At 38.6% G+C, this 21,251-nt stretch carries 14 protein-coding genes and 2 pseudogenes; 9 read left to right on the top strand and 7 right to left on the bottom strand.

The annotated features are described in order from the left end of the window. Window positions 1-40 precede the first annotated feature (40 nt). Window positions 41-1,507 carry a tetratricopeptide repeat-containing sulfotransferase family protein gene (locus OCI93_RS13780; RefSeq protein WP_261626629.1) on the top strand — a complete coding sequence of 489 codons (1,467 nt, stop codon included), beginning with the start codon at window positions 41-43 and terminating at the stop codon, window positions 1,505-1,507. Here the strand turns inward: OCI93_RS13780 and OCI93_RS13775 are convergent. After that, entirely contained in the window at window positions 1,464-2,369 is a 906-nt protein-coding gene (locus tag OCI93_RS13775; protein ID WP_410007636.1) for an alpha/beta fold hydrolase, read from the bottom strand. The two genes, OCI93_RS13780 and OCI93_RS13775, sit on opposite strands and share 44 nt — an antisense overlap. 130 nt (window positions 2,370-2,499) lie before the next feature. On the opposite strand from OCI93_RS13775, the gene rlmF reads away from it, so the two are divergent. Beyond that, complete coding sequence (gene rlmF / locus OCI93_RS13770) at window positions 2,500-3,360, top strand: 23S rRNA (adenine(1618)-N(6))-methyltransferase RlmF (RefSeq protein WP_261591419.1); 861 nt, start codon at window positions 2,500-2,502, stop codon at window positions 3,358-3,360. Window positions 3,361-3,440: 80 nt separating this feature from the next. Here rlmF and OCI93_RS13765 read toward each other — a convergent pair whose 3' ends face one another. The 3 genes from OCI93_RS13765 to OCI93_RS13755 all read right to left on the bottom strand — a co-directional run bounded on the left by OCI93_RS13765 (window position 3,441) and on the right by OCI93_RS13755 (window position 6,671). Beyond that, window positions 3,441-4,025: a thymidine kinase gene (locus tag OCI93_RS13765; protein ID WP_261591418.1), complete on the bottom strand. Its 585-nt coding sequence runs from the start codon at window positions 4,023-4,025 to the stop codon at window positions 3,441-3,443. Between the two features lie 60 nt (window positions 4,026-4,085). Continuing rightward, window positions 4,086-4,895 carry a type 2 periplasmic-binding domain-containing protein gene (locus tag OCI93_RS13760; RefSeq protein WP_261626628.1) on the bottom strand — a complete coding sequence of 270 codons (810 nt, stop codon included), beginning with the start codon at window positions 4,893-4,895 and terminating at the stop codon, window positions 4,086-4,088. A gap of 411 nt (window positions 4,896-5,306) precedes the next feature. Further along, on the bottom strand, window positions 5,307-6,671 hold the full coding sequence (locus tag OCI93_RS13755) for a DNA-3-methyladenine glycosylase 2 family protein (RefSeq protein WP_261591416.1): 1,365 nt from the start codon (window positions 6,669-6,671) through the stop codon (window positions 5,307-5,309). 176 nt (window positions 6,672-6,847) lie between these two features. Between OCI93_RS13755 and OCI93_RS13750 the strand changes: the two genes are divergently transcribed. The 5 genes from OCI93_RS13750 (at window position 6,848) to bfr (OCI93_RS13730) (ending at window position 12,979) form a co-directional block, all read left to right on the top strand. Next, entirely contained in the window at window positions 6,848-7,192 is a 345-nt protein-coding gene (locus OCI93_RS13750; protein WP_261591415.1) for a hypothetical protein, read from the top strand. A gap of 352 nt (window positions 7,193-7,544) precedes the next feature. Further along, entirely contained in the window at window positions 7,545-8,693 is a 1,149-nt protein-coding gene (locus tag OCI93_RS13745) for an efflux RND transporter periplasmic adaptor subunit (RefSeq protein ID WP_261626627.1), read from the top strand. Window positions 8,694-8,707: 14 nt separating this feature from the next. Next, a complete protein-coding gene (locus tag OCI93_RS13740; protein WP_261626626.1) occupies window positions 8,708-11,839 on the top strand; it encodes an efflux RND transporter permease subunit in 3,132 nt (1,043 codons plus the stop codon). Window positions 11,840-12,033: 194 nt separating this feature from the next. After that, a complete protein-coding gene (gene bfr / locus OCI93_RS13735) occupies window positions 12,034-12,501 on the top strand; it encodes a bacterioferritin (RefSeq protein ID WP_261591412.1) in 468 nt (155 codons plus the stop codon). A 13-nt stretch (window positions 12,502-12,514) separates the two neighbouring features. Then, on the top strand, window positions 12,515-12,979 hold the full coding sequence (gene bfr, locus OCI93_RS13730) for a bacterioferritin (protein WP_261591411.1): 465 nt from the start codon (window positions 12,515-12,517) through the stop codon (window positions 12,977-12,979). Window positions 12,980-13,034: 55 nt separating this feature from the next. On the opposite strand, the gene OCI93_RS13725 is transcribed toward bfr (OCI93_RS13730), so the two are convergent. Further along, window positions 13,035-13,229: a bacterioferritin-associated ferredoxin gene (locus OCI93_RS13725; protein ID WP_261591410.1), complete on the bottom strand. Its 195-nt coding sequence runs from the start codon at window positions 13,227-13,229 to the stop codon at window positions 13,035-13,037. Window positions 13,230-13,762: 533 nt separating this feature from the next. Between OCI93_RS13725 and OCI93_RS13720 the strand changes: the two genes are divergently transcribed. Then, window positions 13,763-18,265 carry an EAL domain-containing protein gene (locus tag OCI93_RS13720; protein WP_261626625.1) on the top strand — a complete coding sequence of 1,501 codons (4,503 nt, stop codon included), beginning with the start codon at window positions 13,763-13,765 and terminating at the stop codon, window positions 18,263-18,265. 101 nt (window positions 18,266-18,366) lie between these two features. Here the strand turns inward: OCI93_RS13720 and OCI93_RS13715 are convergent. Further along, window positions 18,367-18,659: pseudogene (locus OCI93_RS13715) on the bottom strand (hypothetical protein); the annotation flags it as partial. Between the two features lie 390 nt (window positions 18,660-19,049). Then, the gene (locus tag OCI93_RS13710) at window positions 19,050-19,589 is read right to left on the bottom strand and encodes a hypothetical protein (RefSeq protein WP_261626624.1); all 540 of its coding nucleotides are present in this window, start codon (window positions 19,587-19,589) and stop codon (window positions 19,050-19,052) included. 526 nt (window positions 19,590-20,115) lie between these two features. On the opposite strand from OCI93_RS13710, the pseudogene OCI93_RS13705 reads away from it, so the two are divergent. Further along, window positions 20,116-21,154: pseudogene (locus OCI93_RS13705) on the top strand (IS110 family RNA-guided transposase). The last annotated feature ends 97 nt before the right edge of the window (window positions 21,155-21,251 follow it).

Below are 21,251 nucleotides of genomic sequence, written 5' to 3'. Positions count from 1 at the left end.
TTTTTACCATTAAGCTAATCGAATTAAATAACTAACGCATATGCTATTGATAAAAAGAGCCAACGAATTAATGGAAGAAAATAAGCTCAGAGAGGCTGAGTTTATGTTTAAGGCCATACTAAAAGAGAATAATAACAATGGCTCAGCCTTGTTTGGCCTAGGCCGTATATGTATTCGTTTAGAAGATTTCGACAGTGCAATCTATTATTTACGCAGAGCCTGTGAACACCTGCCAAAAATGCTAGACCCCTTATTTGCTCTTGCGCATTGCTTTAATCAGGTAGGCTCCCCAGTGGATGCTAAAACCGTACTTGAATACACTTTGAGTATCGCAAAGCATAATGCACAAGCACACTATGAACTAAGTCAATTCTACCTAGACTATGGTTTTATTGATAATGCAAAGAAAACCTTAGAACAAGGTTTGAAATGCCCATATGGCCCAGTCAGCGTTTTTATGCTCAATGAGCTGGTACAAATAGCACCAGTGTCTGAACTCGAACAACATTTGCAACTATTAGAGCAGCTGCTGGATACCTATGACAACGAACGCCTTAAAGTAGTTGCCTACTATGCATTAGGTAAATGCCATCATCGTCTCAAAAACCATGACCAAGCATTTGACTTTTTTCAGCTTGCAAACGATATACAGTTACAGTTTTGTGACTTTAAAACATCGGCAATGCTGCCATTTTTTCATAAATTAAAACAACACTTTAATGAAGACTTTTTCAAAAAACCGACTGACAAAGTAGCGTCTACATTTACACCCACTTTTATTGTCGGCTTGCCCAGAACAGGCTCAACCCTACTTGAACAAATGCTAGTGCAACATAGCAATATAGGGTCTATCGGTGAAAATACCATACTCAGTGATGCCATCGTGCCATTTTTAGAAAAGCGCTCTGAAACTTCATATCCCTATTGCTTTGACAACCTAAGCACTTCAACAAAAGATTATTGCCGTACTTTATACGTAGAGGAAATCAAAAAACGCCGAGTAGGTGATGAAGTAGTTATCAATAAGTTACCTGCTAACTTTCAAAATTTAGGTATGATTTATAGCTTATTTCCTGAAGCACGAATTATTCACCTAACACGTAATTTCAAAGCAACAGCTTGGTCTGTATTTAGTAATCATTTTGCAGCTGATGAACCCTACTTTTGCTCAATCAGTGAATTTGAAACTTATGCCCAAGCAGAGCAAAATCTCATGGCACATTTTAATAACCATATTCCCAGAAATATATTTACACTTAGTTATGAAGCGCTACTAGAGCATCCAAATAAGATGATCACCAAAACTCTGAACTTCTTAAATCAAAAGTTTGAACCTCAATGCTTAGAATATTATAAAGATAGGCGCTCAATAACAACTTTAAGTAAAGCACAAGTGCGCAAACCAATCAGTAAAGCGCCACTTACAAGCTGGCAACCCTATGAAAAACATATCATAGCACTACTTAACCATGCTGATGAAACGCAAACCAATCAAGTAAGTCCTTAAACTGGTCGTGATGAGCCCCTTTATGCGTAAGCATATCTATATGACCATAATCATGTAAATGGCCATGTTTTTGGCCGTACATTTTCAACTTTTGCGTGCCACAGCCAGATTCTTGCATAAACTTTTTAATATCAACTGGTTGAGCTAAAGCTTTGTCCTTTACCCCCGCAACATGCAACGTTGCGGGTAATCGCATATTTTTTAATGTAGTAGCATAATCAAACCCATCATCACTGTCTATCCAAGGCTTACGTTTTGCCCACTCCATTGCTTGGCGGTGCGATTTTTGAGTTTCATTATCACTGCCCCACCTAAGCGCTTTTGCGGGTAAAAATCCATGTTTTTTTGCATATAAAGGGGCTAAACCATACCAAATTAAGTTTGCTTGAATATATTTACTAATATGGTGATTGTGAAGCGAACGCTTCGAGCCAAAATAAACACAGGCAGCCACTTTATCCACCATATTTTTAAAACGTGCAAAATAGCTATTCATAAGCACCCCCCCCCAAGAATGTGCCACCCAAAACTTGGGAAACTCACCGCTATGATAAGTAATATAATCAAGCATAGCTGGAATATCTTCTAAAATTGCTTCTGTTTGGCCATAGTCAGATTGGCGCGAAATTTCAGGTAAACTTAAACCCCTACCGCGAAGGTCACCAATATAACAGCGGTAACCTTTTGATGCCAAAAAGGGTGCAAGCCCTTTGTTGCTTTCAGTATAAAAGATTTTGCCATTTTCAACCGCCCCATGCATAAAAAACACGGCGGGCCCTTTGCTCCCAGACTTTGCGATATATCGCAAATGTAATTTTTGCTCGCTACTTAATGTCACGAAAAGAGAAGATTGCTCAATCATTATTAGTTCTTGTTATAATCCAGTTAACTCATCCTACCAGTAGTTTTGTGTACTCGCAATCAAGCTAAATTTGTCACAAGTAATTGGTACGCGATATAATAGAATGCTAACTTCATAAGAACTCACGTTAATGCACAGTAGAAACAAACATCAACATGGATATGACTTTAATGCTTTATGTATGACACTGCCTGAGCTATCCAAATACCTGATCATCACACCAAAAGGTACAAACAGCATTGATTTTAGTGATAGCAATGCCGTAATATGCCTTAACAAAGCACTACTGATGCATTACTACGCTATAAAATTTTGGTCGTTGCCTGAAGACTTTCTATGCCCGCCCGTCCCAGGGAGAGCAGATTATATTCATGCCTTAGCCGATTTACTCGATAAGCAACAACCTTGTTCAAATGTGACAGTACTAGACATTGGTACTGGCGCTAACATCATTTACCCATTACTTGGTAATGCAGAATATCAATGGCAATTTGTTGGCTCAGACATCAACCCCAAAGCACTCAAATGCGCTAAAGCCATTGTGGCAGCAAACCATTTAAATATTAAATTGATACAACAACACAGCCCCAACAACATCTTTAAGAATGTGATATTGCCTAATCAATATTTCGATTTAACAATGTGCAACCCACCCTTTCACTCCAATCAAGATGAGGCTATTAAAGGAACACAACGCAAGTGGCAGAACCTTAAACAGCACTCAAGTAGCAAACTAAACTTTGGTGGCCAAAACCAAGAGCTCTGGTGTGATGGGGGTGAGCGTAAATTCATCAAAACCATGATTAAAGAGAGCAAAAATTATTCACAACAGGTAGGCTGGTTTACTTGTCTTGTATCAAAAAAGGATAACCTATCATCACTTAAACTTTTTTTGAAAAAGCAGAATCCTAAAGAAATAAAAGTCGTAAAAATGGATCAGGGCCAAAAAGTGAGTAGGTTTTTAGCATGGCGTTATGCAAGTGACTCTTAAAGTAAAGTGAGTTTACGCCGTTTAGGGATTAACTAAAACGCACTCAAAGCTTAGCCCAGCCATATGTCCCTTATCTAAATTTATGTCTTGTTTTCTAGCTGAGCCTTATAATGGGCTCGACACATAGACACATAACGGTCATTGCCACCAATTTCAACTTGCGCACCATCTGCAATGGCAGTACCGTTTTCGTCAGTACGTAAAACTCGATTAGCCTTACGGCCGCAATGGCACACAGTCTTCAATTCAATAAGCTTGTCAGCCCACGCAAGCAAGTATTGTGAACCTTCAAATAGTTCACCTCTAAAGTCAGTTCTTAAGCCATAACACAACACAGGAATATTCAACTCATCAACCACATCTGTCAGCGCACTTACTTGCGACTTACTTAAAAACTGACATTCGTCTACTAAAATACAGTCAATTTTTTGCAGCTCATTTTCATTCGTAATTATTTGCATCAAGTCGCTATGTGTATCATAAACATGGGCATCCGCTTCTAGGCCAATACGTGATGCTACTTTACCTACCCCTGCGCGATTATCTATCGCGGCGGTAAGAATAAAAGGGGTCATACCGCGTTCACGATAATTAAATGCAGATTGCAATAAAGTGGTTGATTTACCAGCATTCATAGCTGAATAATAGAAATAAAGTTGTGCCATAGGATTATCTTGTAACTAACAATGCCACTAGTCTAACCAAAGTTTTGGTTGTTTACTATTTTACTTTGAGCCCTCAGGGTCAATTATGATACTGTCAATTTGTTGATGCTCAAATCCTAAGTACTCCATGTAAACCTGCGCAAATGGAAACTCAGCTAAATGTTCCCATAGTTCTTTTGCGAGTATCTCATTATTTTTAAAAAACTGTTTTGAATAAGTTAAAAAACCATAGCTCGTATCAAATGGCGGGTGATATGCCTCCAACCGCTTTGCAAAAGGAAACGCTTTAACAACCTTTTCATTGATCATACACAGCCCAATCGTACCATCAACTACCCGTTTACTTACCAATTCATAAGCATCTAGTTGAGATAATGTATCAACTTTAATAAAGCGCTCATCGGTGATATTTTTCGCAGATGAATAGCCATTGGGGATGGCCAGACTAAAACTTTGCTTTGAGGATGCTAACGCTTTGATAAACTGTTTATCTCCCACAATACAACGTCCAAATTTATTAAGTGCAAGTTGCGTGTTAAGTTCACCATGTTGAGTTGTTGGATAAACCATGAAAGCCGCTCGTTCTTCACGGTAACTGGCGATTACCGCATCAACCTTGTTGCGTTTCATATCATGTAAACATCGTTGCCAAGGCTCCCTTATAAAATCAATGCTAAGGCCATCAATTTTTTGCTCCATCATTTGTAGCACTTCAATACTAACACCAGGGCGAGTATCCGGCACATGTAAGCCTGTCCCCATATATGAGGGTGCTAATTCTTTGTCTTCATAACAAAAAGTAAGTGTTTGTGCGAAAATAGCAGGAACAAACGACCCTAAACACAAGCAAATGAACAGCCTTAATAACAACAGTTCTTACTCCCAAAGTTTATAATGATTGCTCACAAGTATATATAGTTTAATTTATTTTGCTCTCATGTTTAAGGCGTGTTTATCTTTGCGGTATAAATTTTTCAAATCAAATGCTTTCAATGCAAGAAATGCGCTATGTAGCATTGAAAGCCTTTGAGCAGTGCCATTCTGGTATTTTTTTCTACGTTATCAACCCTTACATAAAGCAACTATGGATACAGGCTCTGCCTTGGGGAAATACCCAATAACTGTGGTAACAAACAAAGCTAAGAGCAACAGCCCATCGCCATATAAAATCATGCAACTGTATATCAATTGCTTTACAAACAAGTCCCGCATTAATTCAACCACATTGCGATGCTACAACTATAAACATGTCAATCGAAGTACCTATAGCAAATTAATAAACTATAACTGCTGCCATAATTGAAAGGTTAAATAGCTTCGAAACGGAGCACATGTATTTATATCAAGCTCACCATACTTAGCAAACGCTTTTTTCACACCCAAGTCTCCAGCCAGATAAATATCGGGGTTACTTTGACCACGCATTTTTGCATAATCCACAGTCCAAGGGCCAACCCCTTTTATGTCTAACCACAAATCGAGATCATCAATTACGTTTTCATCACTGCAATAGCGAGCAAAACTTGCTAAAGCCTCCTTACGCCGTTGTGGCATTTTAAAAAAAGCAAATGCGTTATCTTTCATCGCATCAGGATTTGGGAATAGCGTTTGCCCTAAGTGATTTTGTTCGCCAAGTTCTTGAACCAATTGTTTAAGTAAGTTCCTAGCTGCGCCAACACTCACTTGTTGTCCTAATATTGCACGTACACCGGCTTCAAACTCGCTCCAAATACCCGGTAAACGTAACCCTGAAGTTAAAATAAACGATTTTGGCAAGGCTTGGCTAAGGTGGGTTTCAATAAAAGATGTATTAGCATCTAAGTCCAACACTCTTCGTATATTACTGACCACGGTTCGCAGTCCAGTCACATCGTTAATCGCTATCTCAACCCTAAAACAGTGATTAACTTTATCAAAGTGTACTGCGAACGAGCCATTGAATGTCTCAAGGCTAAAACTACGTCCATAGCCATTATCTGTTAACCATTCAACAGGCTCAATCAGCCGTTTAGCCAGAAAGTCATGTAATACTTGCCAGTTATAAGGTGGCCTAAATGGCAGGTTCAAGGTAATTATTGACTGAGTATGCTCTACACCTCCTCTTAGTTTACTTGGTGTAAGCTGATATAAACGCACAAACGCATCATTAAAGCGCCTTAATGAATGAAATCCGCTCGCAAACGCAATGTGTGCAACTGGTAAAGTAGTTTGTTGTAACAATTGCTTAGCAAAGTCACATTGTCTATACAATGCGTACTGCTTGGGGCTAGTTCCATAGAATTGCTTGAACAATTTGTTTAAATACCTCTGAGTAATACCCAGACGCTCAGCTAAACCTGCTACTGAGTGGGTTGATAAAACCCCTTCATCAATTAACTTTTTTGCTCGTACAGCGGTTGTTTCGGTGCCGAGCCATGCATAACTACCTGGTGCAGCGTCAGGCCGACACCGAATACATGGTCGAAACCCAGCCTCTGCGGCATTGTGAGCATATTCAAAATATTCCACATTTTTTTCTTTTGCCGTAGGTGCTGGACATATTGGTCGACAATAAATTCCTGTCGTTTTAACTGCTACATAAAATAAACCATCAAACCGATGGTCTCTGCTGTTTCTTGCTTTTTCACAAATATCAGATGAGTACATAACAACTCAATGGCTTAATAACAATGGTCCTAGTTTATCGTAAAATCTATTTCGTTATAGCCAGATTTGGAACCAAACCTAAGAATGATGTATACGTGGCTATCTAATATGGAATTGACCACATTGCAGATGTTTGCTAATTTGGCCTTATATTTTAACTTAAGAAAAGTTTAACCGTGAATCTTAGAGTGTTTATCAGCCTTATTATTACTTTAGCGATTGCTTTGCAATCTGTTGGGGTGGTGGCTGCTGCAACACAAGTTCATCAAATTGATCTTGAGCACCTCAAAACAGAGCATACTCACTCCTTGCTTACTATGGCACAGTTCGAGCAAGTTCAAGATGATCACAATATCAAAGATTGCCATCATTGCGGACATTGTAGTGGGAGTCACTTAAGTTGGTATATCAACAAACCCACACCCACTTTATACTGGCAACCCTCACACAACATACAGCGCGATGAGTTCGCATATGCGCTGCAACGTCACGAACCACAATTTAAACCTCCCAGAGCATAACGTCTTATTTTTATACCAATTTGCTTAGTTAAGTAAGCAATTTTGAGGCTATGAAATCTTGTCAATAGCACCGCTCTCGCTCCTTGCTATTTCCAAGGTACCTACAGCCATACAGGCAAGGCTCGAATTTCGCTATTTAGTTGTTCTAAATGAGAATTTTATGACGAAGTTTGCGTCAGGTTTAGTTCCTCAAAATGATTAAATATTATTGCAAATTAGTATTACAAGCCTCAAAGGCCACTCATTTGGCACTGCTTTCACTACGCACTTTAAGTGCGCAGCATTCGATTATGAGTGTCAGTTAATAAAAAATTAAATCCATCTGCAAAAATGGATAAAGCAAGAGACTGTTATGTTTAAATTGATAACCGTGGCAATAATATATATTGCACTTACCCTATACATCCCTTCAAAAGCAATATCTTGGGAGGATGAGCACATTCATATCGAGAAAAATACTGAGCAGCAAGATTTACTAAAACACGACGAAACTTTACAAATTACTTTAACTCAAACTCAGCAAGAATTAGCAAACATCACTGTGGGCAAATTACAGTCCAAAATCGCGCATGTACGTACTTATGCGCCCGGGGAACTAAAAGCAAATGGTTACACAAGTTATGTGGTATCTCCGCGTACCGACTCCGTCATAATGACTCGCCATGTTGCTTTAGGCGAGCGGGTTAAACAAGGGGATAAATTAGTAACATTATATAGCGAGTCTATGGCTCAAGCCCAAGGTGACTACATAGTGGCATTTAACGAGTGGTTACGGGTTAAAAATATGAACGCACTAGCGGTCAGCGAAAGCCAGCGAATACAAGCAAAAACACGTTATTTAGCCAGTTTAGGTAAAGTAACAGCGCTCGGCCTAACAGATGGAGAGATTAATAAGTTAAATAATAACAGCAACTTAAAGCTAGGTCAGCATAATTTATATGCCCAAATAAACGGTGTGGTTTTACAAGATAATTTTTCACAAGGACAACGCATTAACACTGGACAAACGCTCATGTTATTAGCTGATGAGACAAACTTGTGGGTTGAAGCCCGTTTATCCACCAGCGATAATCAGCATATCTCATCACAAAGTACCGTAGAGATTGAACATTTAAAACATACATACCAAGCTAGAATCATTCAAGAGTCTCATACCATAGACCCAGTCACCCGAACACGCACAGTTCGCCTGCAAGTAAATAATCAAGAAGACCGACTCCATGCAGGTATGTTCGTTAATGTGTATTTTACTCAACCAACAGCGCAGCCTGTTATAACTGTACCTGAGACAGCGCTAATACAAACCGCAGAAGGCTTATGGCAAATATTTATTATCTCTCAAAAAAACCATTTTGTAGCGGTCAACGTTAAGCGAGGTCGCCAGTTTGACGAGCAGGTTGAAGTGATTGGCATAGCTGAAGGTTCAGAGGTGGTAACCCAAGGTGCATTTTTTATTTCCTCTGAGCTGGCTAAAAACAGCTTTGATATACACAACCATTAATTAAGGTGACTAATATGCTAAATCGCCTTATTGATTGGTCTGTTGATAATCGTCTGTTAGTTCTGTTAGCACTTGTCGCTACTTTGATTGCTGCTGCACTTTTAATCCCAAAGCTCAATTTGGACGCTTTCCCTGATGTTACAAATGTACAAGTTACCATTAATACTCAAGCGCCTGGGCTTGCCGCTGAGGAGGTAGAAAAACTAATTACTTACCCTATTGAAGCGGTAATGTATGCTCTGCCAAGTGTACAGCAAGTAAGGTCTATCTCTAAAACAGGCCTGTCTGGCATTACCGTGGTTTTTAAAGAAGGAACCGATATTTACTTTGCTCGCCAACTTGTATTTGAACGCCTGCAAACAGCCAAAGAACTTATCCCTGCAGGGCTCGGGATACCGCAGATGGGCCCAAATACATCCGGCCTTGGGCAAATATATCAGTATTTATTAATCAGTGAACCCAATGCAAATATTGATACCATGACACTTCGAAGCCTCAACGATTGGGTTGTAAAATTACTCATTATGCCCATTGATGGGGTTACAGACGTGCTATCGTTTGGTGGCAATGTAAAGCAATATCAAATTCATATCAATCCAACACACTTGATGAGCTATGGTTTAACTCAACATGATGTTGTAAATGCGATCGTTCAAAACAATGAAAATGCTGGTGGCTGGTATATGCAACGCGCTCAGGAGCAGCTAGTCATAAGAGGAATAGGTTGGTATGCAAGCTCGCAGGAGGGGATTAAGCAACTGGCACAAGTGCCAGTAAAAACCATTAATGGTGTTGTTATTACTGTTGCTGAAGTGGCAAAAGTAAAGCTTGGTACTGAAATTCGCCAAGGCGCGGTTACGATGACACGTAGAAATACACAAGGTGAGCCTGAACAACTGGGCGAAGTAGTTTCTGGCATTGTGTTAAAACGACTAGGTGCTAACACCAACAATACCATTGCAGGGATAAAGCAACGGATAAAGCTTATAGAACAATCCCTCCCCGATGGTGTGCGGTTTGTGCCCTTTTATGATCAAGCAGACTTAATTCAAAAAGCAGTAAGTACCGTGGTAAGTGCTTTAGCTATGGCCTTTTTACTCATCATTATTACATTAGCGTTGTTTTTAATGAGTCTTCGAGCAACATTTTTGGTGCTTATTTCTATCCCCATTTCAGTCGCACTGGCTTTGATACTGATGTCTTGGTTCGGTTTATCTGCCAATTTAATGTCGCTAGGAGGAATTGCGATTGCTATCGGTATGTTAGTTGATGGCTCAGTCGTAATGGTTGAGAACATATGCAAACAATTAAGCGAGAATCAATCACAATCTTGCCAAGTAACTATTAAGCGAGCCGGTAAGGCCGTTGCACGGCCTGTGATTTTTTCAGCAATGATCATATTGGTGGTCTTTATTCCCCTATTCAGTTTTGAAGGCGTAGAATCCAAGCTCTTTGAACCTATGGCCGTGAGCATTATGTTGGCATTGATAAGCGCAATCATTGTAGCCATGGTTGTTGTTCCCGCTCTGGCTTCTTATTTATTTACATACAAATTTAAAGTGCGAAAAAGCGTCATACTAACGCCTTTAGATAGGGTTTATCGCTTCTTGCTTAATAAAGCGATGTCGGCACCTGCTCTAGTATTAATAAGTGCCAGTGTTTTACTTATTATAGCTGTTGTGATTACACCTAAAATTGGCACGGAGTTTGTACCCGAACTTGAAGAAGGTACAATTAATTTAAGAGTGACACTCGCGCCCTCTGCCAGTTTAGAAACGGCGTTATCAGTAGCTCCCATACTCGAACAAAAACTGCTTTCTTTTGATGAGGTAACCTATGCATTAAGCCGTATTGGCCGGGCTGAAATTGGGGGTGACCCTGAGCCCGTAAATAACATTGAAATTTATATAGGACTCAAACCAATACAACACTGGAAAAATGCAAAGGATCGTCATGGGTTGCAAAAACTGATGTTAGAAAAATTAGCTACCCACCCAGGCCTGTTGTTTAATTTCTCGCAACCAATAGCAACTCGAGTCGATGAACTACTATCTGGTGTTAAAGCACAGCTGGCCATTAAGCTCTTTGGTCCACAATTAGATATCCTCGTTGCCAAAGGAAAACAAATTGAGGCGCTGGTTAAAACAATCGACGGCACTAGCGATGTTGCTTTAGAGCAAGTTACCGGTGAGGCACAATTGATTATAAAGCCAATTCGCATGCAACTGTCACGCTATGGATTATCAGTAGCGGATGTGATGTCTGTGGTAAGAGATGGTATTGGCGGTACAGGTGCAGGTCAGATAATAACGGGTAATGAACGCTATGATATTTATGTACGTTTAGACAATCGTTTTCGAGAAAACCCTCAAGCAATCAAAGACCTTAGATTACTCGCTCCGAGCGGTGCTTGGGTAAAGCTTGGTGACGTTGCACAAGTTAGCTTTCAATCTGCCCCTGCGCAAGTTAGGAGAGAAGATGTTCAACGAACGGTTGCTATTGAAGCTAACGTAGAGGGTCGAGATATGGGTAGCGTCGTTGCCAACATCCGCTCTGTAATAGACAACCAAATAACTCTACCCGTGAGCTATTCGGTAGTCATTGGCGGCCAATTTGAGAATCAGCAACGCGCGCAAAAAAGATTAACTCTTATAGTACCTTTGTCCCTAGCTTTGATTGCACTTTTGCTCTATTTGGCATTTTCATCGGTAGGTCAAGCTATGCTTATCTTGATTAATGTACCTTTGGGAGTTATTGGTGGTGTATTTGCTTTATATATAAGCGGACAATACTTCTCAGTTCCAAGCTCAGTAGGCTTTATTACATTATTTGGCGTGGCAATTTTAAATGCAGTGGTAATGGTTGAGAGTATCAACCAACGCATATCACAAGGTGAAACAGCACAGCAGGCTATATTTAACGGAGCAACAGCACGTTTACGTCCAATTTTAATAACAGCTTTAACATCTGCATTAGGGTTGCTACCGATGATCATGTCAAGCGGTGTTGGGGCCGAAATTCAGCGACCGCTTGCCACTGTGGTAGTTGGTGGGCTCATCAGCTCAACGCTATTAACACTGTTTGTACTGCCAGTTCTTTTTACCCGTTTTTCACGCGTTAAGATAGCAGCTTTAAGCGAAAAATAAGCTAGCCATCACCTAGATTAGTTGCTTGCCTAGGTGATGGTTCATCGGCCACTTAAGCCATATAATGATACAAAAATTAACTGTAATGCGAATTATAATCAATATTTAACCGCATGATTTTCATGGGTTTTTTATTGACAGGTAAATCATTTACTATAAACTGGCCCTCTATTAATTATTAGCAGGCAGATGGTATGAAAGGTAAGCAACGCGTTATTGATGCATTTAATGCACTTTTGGCAAATGAGTTAGCAGCTATTGATCAATATTTTATTCATTCTCGCATGTATGATGATTGGGGGTTGAACAAACTATACGAGCGTCTAAACCATGAAATGGAAGAAGAAACAACGCATGCTGATTGGCTAATCAAGCGTATTTTATTCCTAGAAGGCATCCCCAACATGACTAAACGCCGAGACTTACTAATTGGTCATGACGTACGCTCTATGATGCAAAACGATCTAACACTTGAATTAGAAGTTGTTGTAAGTGTTAAAGAAGCCATCGCTATCTGCGAGCAAGAGCAAGACTATCAATCACGCGAAACGCTGGAAAAGTTATTGTTTGATACCGAAGAAGACCATGTATATTGGTTAGAGCAACAGCTAGGACTGATGGATAAAATTGGTACCCAAAACTACATTCAAACGCAACTATAATTTAGGAGTCAGCATGAAAGGTGATAAAGACGTTATCAGTGCATTAAATACCGTGTTGGCTAACGAGTTGGTGGGTATTAACCAATACTTTTTGCATGCTCGCATGTTCAAAGACTTTGGTTTTAGCGCTCTTGATAAAGCTGATTATAAAACCTCAATTCAAAAAATGAAAAATGCTGATCGCTTAATAGAGCGCATTTTATTTTTAGAGGGATTGCCAAACCTACAAAGCTTAGGTCGCCTGCGTATTGGTGAAAATAGCAAAGAGATGATTACAGCTAATATGGAGTTTGAACAAACGTCATTAAGTGATTTAAAAGCGGCTATTCTGTTAGCTGAACAAAAACGAGACTATATCTCACGAGAAGCACTTGATGCCATTTTAAATGAGCAAGAAGAGCAACTCGATTGGCTTGAAACCCAACAAAACTTAATAAAAGTGATGGGAATTGAAAACTATTTACAATCGCAATTGTGATTTATAGCAACAAAAAAGGGCCTGAAGGCCCTTTTTTGTTTGAATCTAAAAGTTATTAAGCAACTTGATCTGTCACATCCACAATCTCTATCAACTTCTCGTTTAAGATTTTTTTAGTACAGTTCGTACATTTACCACACTGCGTACCAACGCCAAGCTCTTTGCTAAGCTCTCGCATACTAGTGGCCCCATCGTCTATCGTTTGGGCTATTTTTTTGTCAGTCACGCCGTGACAAATACAGATGTACATGAATACGAACCAATCTCAATAACATTAACTGCCAATAAGTTTAATCTAAACAAAAATAGTTATCAACTACAAAAAACAAAAAATGATAATTATTGTTATTTACATACAAGTTGATCATAAACTTAGTATGTAGTAACGAATAAATGATTACTTACGACTAGGCCCCTGTAATTAATAAAAAACTATACTAAAATTTCTATTAAATGAAGTTGGTGACGTTATTAAGTAACCCCTTTTTAAGGCATCAACCAGTCTAGTTGGGTACAATAATACTGTTTAAATAAGCGTGCTATATCAATTGCATTAAATAAATGACCAGATATTACGATAGATAAATGGCTTAGTAACCAGGCAAAAATTTCGGCATGTATTTGTTCTACTTGAGTTATTTAACTCGCTAGAATGATCAATGTTTTAATAAAATTGGTATTAAACTAGTTTAATGGGAAGTATTACCTCACACTCGAACATAGTAACGCCTTAGAAAGCAGGAAACATGACAATTAAACAATAACAATTCGAAGGACGATTACATGTATCGTAGCTGTGTGCTCATTTTTTTTGCTTACTTAGCGATTGTTTTACAAAGCAATGCCTTCGCACTAAATAGCGGCACTATTAATCGACTTTCTACTGAAGAAGGTCTGTCTCAAGCAAGCGTTAGTAATATTGTTCAAGACAAACATGGCTATGTGTGGATAGGAACACATATGGGTTTGAATCGCTATGATGGTGATTTAGTAGAAGTCTTTAAAAAGCCTATTAACTTCTCAACAAAACACATTTCAATGTTAATGTTACTAGATGAAGATACCCTGCTGGTTTCTACCACTTTTAATGGCGCTTACCTAATTGACATCAATACACTTGATGCTAAACAGGTTTATTCAGGAAGATTAGCCACCAATACAAACACCTTTTCTGAGATCACCGCAGCTATAAAGTTAGGTAACTCACTTTACGCTGGAATAGATAACTTTCTCTATAAAATAGACTTAACAAATCGCCGCTCAACTTTAATTGCATCTTTTGAGCAGCATAGCTATATAAGAGCCTTACTTAAAATTGACAAGCAACTAGTTATTGGCACAAACCATGGGCTATTTACTTTAAACATTGACTCTAAACAACTCTTTGAACATGAGTTCCTTCGTAAACAACAAAACAACCTCAATAGTAATATAAAATTATTAAAAGTAGACTCTGCTATTGGATTATTAGTTGGCACAGTACAGGGCTTATACGTAATACCAATAAACAACAAAAACTTACAGCTAAACTCTGCATATATACTAGTGCCAAAGCTGAATATTTGGGATCATGTTATGACACCAGAAGGCGAGTTGATTGCCACTGAACGTGGCGTGTATCAAGTAAATAGAAATGCTAAAACGGCTAAAAAACTGCTTTCATTACAAGACAGTAAATACAAACTACCCCAAGCAAGCGTCACCGATTTAATGTTAGACACCAATAACAATATTTGGATGGCCACATTAAATCAAGGCGCTTACTATTGGCCAATAAGTTCTTTGCGCTTTAATGTACTCAAAGCAACTAATAACACCATTATTAACAACAATATTTGGGCAATACACCAAGACTCCGATAGTCGTATTTGGCTTGCCACAGATAATGGCGTATTAAGATTTAATACATTACAAGACCCAAGCCCGCAACATTTTTATCAAAACGCAGACCCTAAAGCAGCATATGCAACGAATGCGGTTTATCAAATAATCTCCCTCAACAAACTCATGCCCAATGAGCTCTTTTTAGAAACTTTAAATGGCCTGAAATTAATCAATAAATACAGTGGCAATATTCGACTACCCCCAGTAAGTCCAACAATGGGCAAAAACCCATTCTCAGTTCAAAACTGGGGAGCGGGTGTGTTACCAAATAATCAAATTGTATTTATTAGTAAAAGTGGTTTTTTTGTCTATGATGCAAAAAACGAAGTAGTACGACCTTTAACAACCTTGACCCAACAACTTGATGTGGATAATACTTATAAGTTTTTGCCTCCATTGCCATCAAGGCCAACTGAATATCTAATTAGCACAGCACATAGACTTGTAAGTTTTAATGAAAATACAGGCTTAATAACGACGATTTATGAATTTGAGCAACAAGAGTCAGAACAGTTTTCGGTAATTGATAGTTGGATAGCTACAGCAGACGGTACTATATGGCTTGCAAGTTCAACTGACGGTGTTATTGCACTTAATGCAGATAATTTATCGGTTAAATTTAAGGTTAAGTTACCGCCTGAGAAAGCCCCCCAAACGGTATATCAAATACACGCTGATAATTTGGGGTATTTGTGGTTAAGTAGTCAATCTGGACTACTTCGATACAATATAAAAACCAAACAAATTCAACGATTTGATACCAATCACGGACTACCAAACAATGAATTTAATGCCAATGCTAGCGCCGTAATAAAAAGTGGTAAGATGGCATTTGGTACCATTAATGGAGTAGTTTGGTTTTCTCCTGATGACTTCACCAAACACGCTAATACCATGGCTAAACTCGCCATTACAGATATAAGTTTGATGACACGTGACCTAAACTACTCCCCGAGCTTTATCAATAACCAGCGTCTAACCTTAGAACCTAATGACTTAGGGCTAAGAATTAAATTCAGTAATTTTGACTTTTCAAATCAAGCGAGCTACCAATATCATGTTGATTTAAAAGGGCCAACTGAAATGGAGTTTGATAATTTAAAGGTCAACTACTTATTTTTTAGCCAGCTAAAGCCTGGTCAATATACACTCTCAATAAAACAGCAAACATTAGGCAACAAAACGGTTATAGCTTCAATCACAGTGCCTTTTAACGTCAAATACTCTCCTTTTAATTCTCCAATAGCATGGACTTTTTACCTTATAAGCATTGGCGGTATATCATTCATTTGGTTTAAGCAAAACTATAATAAAAGACAAGCCATGGAAGCCGCTTTACATGCAGTGACGGTCAATAAACAGCAAACAGAAATGGCATTAAACACGACTAAAAGTGGCATATGGCAAGTAGATTTACAATCTAAAGTGGTAACACAAAAACGCAACTCAGATTGTTTATTAACACAGCACAATAGTGAACAAGTTCCTTTAAAACACTACGCTTCTCTTATCCATCCTGATGATCAAGAACGCGTACAAATTACATGGGAAAAAATACTCCATTCAACTAGAAACAAGCAATTTTCATTGACCTATAGGGTTAAAGGCAATGACGGGTCTTGGTTGTGGTATCACGATATTGGCCAAGTCTTAAGTTTTGACGAACACGGTCGCCCTGATCAAGTAATGGGGATCTATACCAACATTACAGAACAAAAGGCTGTTGATTTACGAGCAACAATACTCGGTGAAGCATTTAGCCAAGTAAGCGATTGGATTTTAATTTTAGATGCTGATTTCACGCCTTTATCAGTCAATTCAAGCTTCTGTTATGCTTTTGAATTAAATGATAGTACAGCTATTCATGATCTTTCATTGAGTAAGTTTTCCCAAGTTGTTGGTAAAACGCGATTAAAGAGCCTTTTAAAGCGAATGCGCCAACTTGGGCCAAAACAGCTCATAAGACAAGAGCTGACAGTTAAAACATCTCATCAAAATGTACATCCAATTAACTTAAGTATTAATGCAATTTCAAAAAACACTGAGCATATTGAGCATTATGTTATTGTAATATCAGATTTAACAGAGCAAAAACAGGCTGAAAGCGAACTGCGTTATTTGGCTAACTTTGACTCATTAACGAAACTGCCAAATCGAAATTTAATGCTACAGCACATTGAGTTTGCACTACATCGTGCAAAATCATCGACAAGCAATTGCGCACTACTGTTTATTGACCTTGATAAGTTCAAACCAATCAATGATGCATATGGTCATCACACCGGAGACCAGTTATTGATAAAAATTACACAAAGGATCTCTGATAAATTGCCACGATATTGTATTTTAGGACGTCAAAGTGGTGATGAATTTTTAGTATTGGTTAAAGATATCGACTCTCCACATAAGCTGAGTGAACTGGCAACTGAGCTGCTCGAATGCTTACCAAACAAGATTGAAATTGGTGGTATTTCTATGAGTATATCTGCCAGTATTGGAGTGGCAATGTACCCATTTGATGCGCAAACTCCTGAAATGCTCATTCGTAATGCTGACATTGCGATGATCCATGCCAAAAAAGCGGGTCGTAATGGCTTTAAGTTTTTTACCACGCAGATGAATACACAACTTTCTCGTAAACTAACTTTAGAAAATGCGCTTAAAACAGCCTACACAGATGATCAAATATACAACAACTATCAACCTATTGTGAATATAATTAGTGGCCGAGTTGTAGGCGTTGAACTGTTAATGAGATGGCGCCACGAGGGAGAGCCAATTTCCCCGATGGACTTTATACCTATATCGGAAGAAGTTGGGTTAATTGAGTTAATGACTGAACAAGCTTTAAAGCGCGCACTTTATGAACTCAAAGACTTTATTCGTAACGACCAAGACTTTTATCTATCTTTAAACCTATCAGCAGTGCACATTTTAAAATCAGATATAGCACGCAATTTAATCAACATTCTGAAATCATTCAATCTAAACACCACAGTTTTGCGACTTGAAATCACCGAAAGTTCGCTGATGGAAGACACAGAAAAAGCGAAGCGTTCGCTCAATGCATTAAAGCAAGCTGGATTTGTTTTACTGCTAGATGATTTTGGTACAGGCTACTCATCTTTAACCTATTTAAATCAATTTCCCATTGATATTATAAAGATTGACCAAGGTTTTGTTAGAAAGCTAAATGTATTAAATAGTAATAAGTCCATTATTAAAACTATCTATTTGCTGGCACAAAGCTTACAAATGACTTGTATTGCTGAAGGTGTAGAAACCGAGGAACAGCTCGCATTTTTAAAAAATATTGGTTGCCACTTTATGCAAGGTTATTACTTTTCTCGACCTGTCAGTGCAAAAGCGCTCGAAAAGATCATAGCAAATAACTTACGGTAACTTTGCCCATGCCAAATAACTTACTTAGCATCAAATTTGAATCACAGTTTTTTTAAATGGGAACAATTTAAAGCTAATATTACTTACAATCGAAGACTGGCTATTGTGCCTTTGAATAATTTGTTCCAACGAATAAGTATGGCTTCATCATTCAACCGCTTCGCTTTTTTATCATCTACATACAACGCAATATGCGTATGATTGCTCATTACCGCACACGTCAATGTAAATTACTTTGGTAAGCGCTAGCAGCTTATCTTCTACCCGTTCTGCGGTGCTCATAACTTTTGCCTGTTACCCTATCATCACCACACAAAAAAGCACGACAAACACACCGTGATATACAGTCATAGTAATCAACCAAACTGACCTGTCTTTTACGTACCGTTATCATGTTATTCCCAGTCTATTACTTCCTACATTCCAAATACTCCAATATCCTCTATGCTCAGTTAAGGGTTGATACTAACATCTACATTGCCATCTCGCATCACTGCAAAGCTTGATCTGTTTTTGTTATAAAATAATTTCAATGCACTTTCAAAGCATTTACAGAGGGAGTATCGTAGTGTTAAGTGGGGTGTTTAAGTCAGTCGCTAGTTGCCCATCAATTTTACGCATTGTGTCCGCAGTGAGTTTTTGACCTATCGCTTTAATATAACGATTACGGTTATTTTTCTCCGCTTCAGAGCGCTAAATACCACTCACAATAGTATTACCCCAATGCATTGCCAAATGCATTGGCTAGCAAAAATAGCTAACTGATTTGTGTTAGGTGTTTACCTTAAGCTTTATCTTTCACTTTAAAGTCGACTAAACACACAGTCTTAGATTTATCTGTTTTGTGATAGGTGGAATATGAATGGTAATATCTCATTTTAATATCATAGCCCGTATAAGGAGTAATCAGTTCTATAAAATCGCCTTTAAAGCAAAGTGGCATGGTAGGGTCTTGTGATCTCAACCAACCTGCTTCATTATTAATATGAAATTCCCCTTTGCTGGTATTCAGTTTTAGGATTGTCCATAAGTCATCCTCACCTCTATTTGTCCTGTTACCCGGCCAAGTTTCTCTCAATATTTTGGTAGAAATAAGCTTCGCTTCAAATGTTTTAACCTTATGAAAATTATTGATATGTTCATAATTTACATAATTGGCTTTTTTTTCCTCATACTTATCACTGTAAGTCGTGGCTTGATACGTTATGTAAGCAAAAATACAGCTAATACATAAAACTGAGTGGTAAGCTTTAAGTTGGTTTTTATACTTCTTATGCTTATAAAAAATAAATACTAATGCAGCTATCAATACAGTACTGATCACACTTGTGTGCATTAATTCTAAATGGATATCTAACGAACTCGTCATCGCTGGTGAATAAATTGTGGTATAACTTGTCATAGTTTTTGGTGGGCTAAAACACGCCCACCTTTTCCTTTTAATGTTATCGTTTGTTTAGTTTGTTAACCATTTGTACTGGGCAAAATGCATGTTTTGGAAACCATAGAAAAGCTCGCCCATACTACCTAATTCCCACGATGAGTTCTGAGAAGACTGTTGCCTAACAACATGCCCCGAGACACCGTAGTTTCTAATGCCTGTTACAGACTTCCTTGAGGAAGACATAAAGTTGGGCAAATCGAAACTTTTAGCCATTTGAACACCATATAAGTCTAATCCTGCTGGGTTGTCTTAACCAACTAAACAAGACAGCCATAATTAAATTATCAAAAAATGAAAACTGAACAAAAAAACAAGCAAATAAAAATGGGGGATGAGATGGACGGTCCCAAATCGGCGTCAATGCGCCAAACTGATTTGGTAGCAACAGTCCATAGGAGCATCCATCATGAAAAAAGTTAGCATATTGTCCATTGACCTCGCAAAAAATGTATTTCAATACATTGGGCATTGATAATCACGGTCACCCTTGTTTATCCAAACGCCTGTCTCGAAGCAAGCTTAAAGAAACCATTGTTAACTTGCCTCCTTGTGAAATCGTTATGGAAGCCTGTGCGTCTTCTCACTTTTGGGGTCGAACATGTTTGGCTGCGGGTCACCAAGTCCACTTAATCCCTGCACAACATGTCACCCCTTTTGTGCGTGGTAATAAAAATGATAAAAACGATTGTCTCGCCATTTATGAAGCCAGTCGCCGACCGAACATTCGCTTTGTACCTGTGAAAACTGAACAACAACAAGCTGTACTTATTCTACATCGCATGCGTGAGCGCGTTTTATCTGCTCGAACTGCTTGTATCAACCAAACACGAAGCTTGTTACTTGAATTTGGCATTGATATCCCTAAGTCTTACTGCAAGTTTAAACAAGAGTTACAAGAACTGCTTACTCATTCATTACAACCTGCTGTGCTGTTGATGATTTCTGAAGTCTACGATGAACTCACTGGCTTTGAGCGAAAAATCCATTTACTCGATAGTTTATTTAAACAAGAAAACTCCCGTAGCGAAGCCGCTCAAATCATACAATCTATTCCTGGCATTGAACTTATCAATACCTCCGCCTTTGTCGCTTCTATCGACAAAGGCCAAGCTTTTAAAAGTGCCAAAGATTTTGCTGTATGGCTTGGTCTCACACCCTCGCAATACGCTTCGAGTAATACAAACCGGCTGGGCAGTATAACTAAGCCTGACGATGGGTATCTTAGAAAACAACTTATTCACGGCGCTAGAACCATTGTAGCTCATGCTAATAAGAAAAATGATGATTTGAGTCGTTGGATCACTGAGCTTAAACAGCGACGAGGTCATAACAAAACAGTTGTTGCTACTGCACATCGCCTAGCAAGGCTGATGTGGATATTATTACAGAAAAGCACACCTTATCAGCCCCAATTTACGCAACAAGGCGGTGCACATAATGTTTGATTTTTTCTATCTTTGGTTGTTAGGTAAGCTCGTTCTTGACAAGGGCAACCAGGCCGAGTGAGTGAATTACTTTTTAGGGAATGCAGGCTCGAAGCTC

The organism is Pseudoalteromonas holothuriae (assembly GCF_945859825.1).
Taxonomy (GTDB): domain Bacteria; phylum Pseudomonadota; class Gammaproteobacteria; order Enterobacterales; family Alteromonadaceae; genus Pseudoalteromonas; species Pseudoalteromonas holothuriae.
The sequence above is the reverse complement of the archived record's forward strand: the minus strand, read 5'-3'. Positions and strand labels throughout refer to the sequence as shown.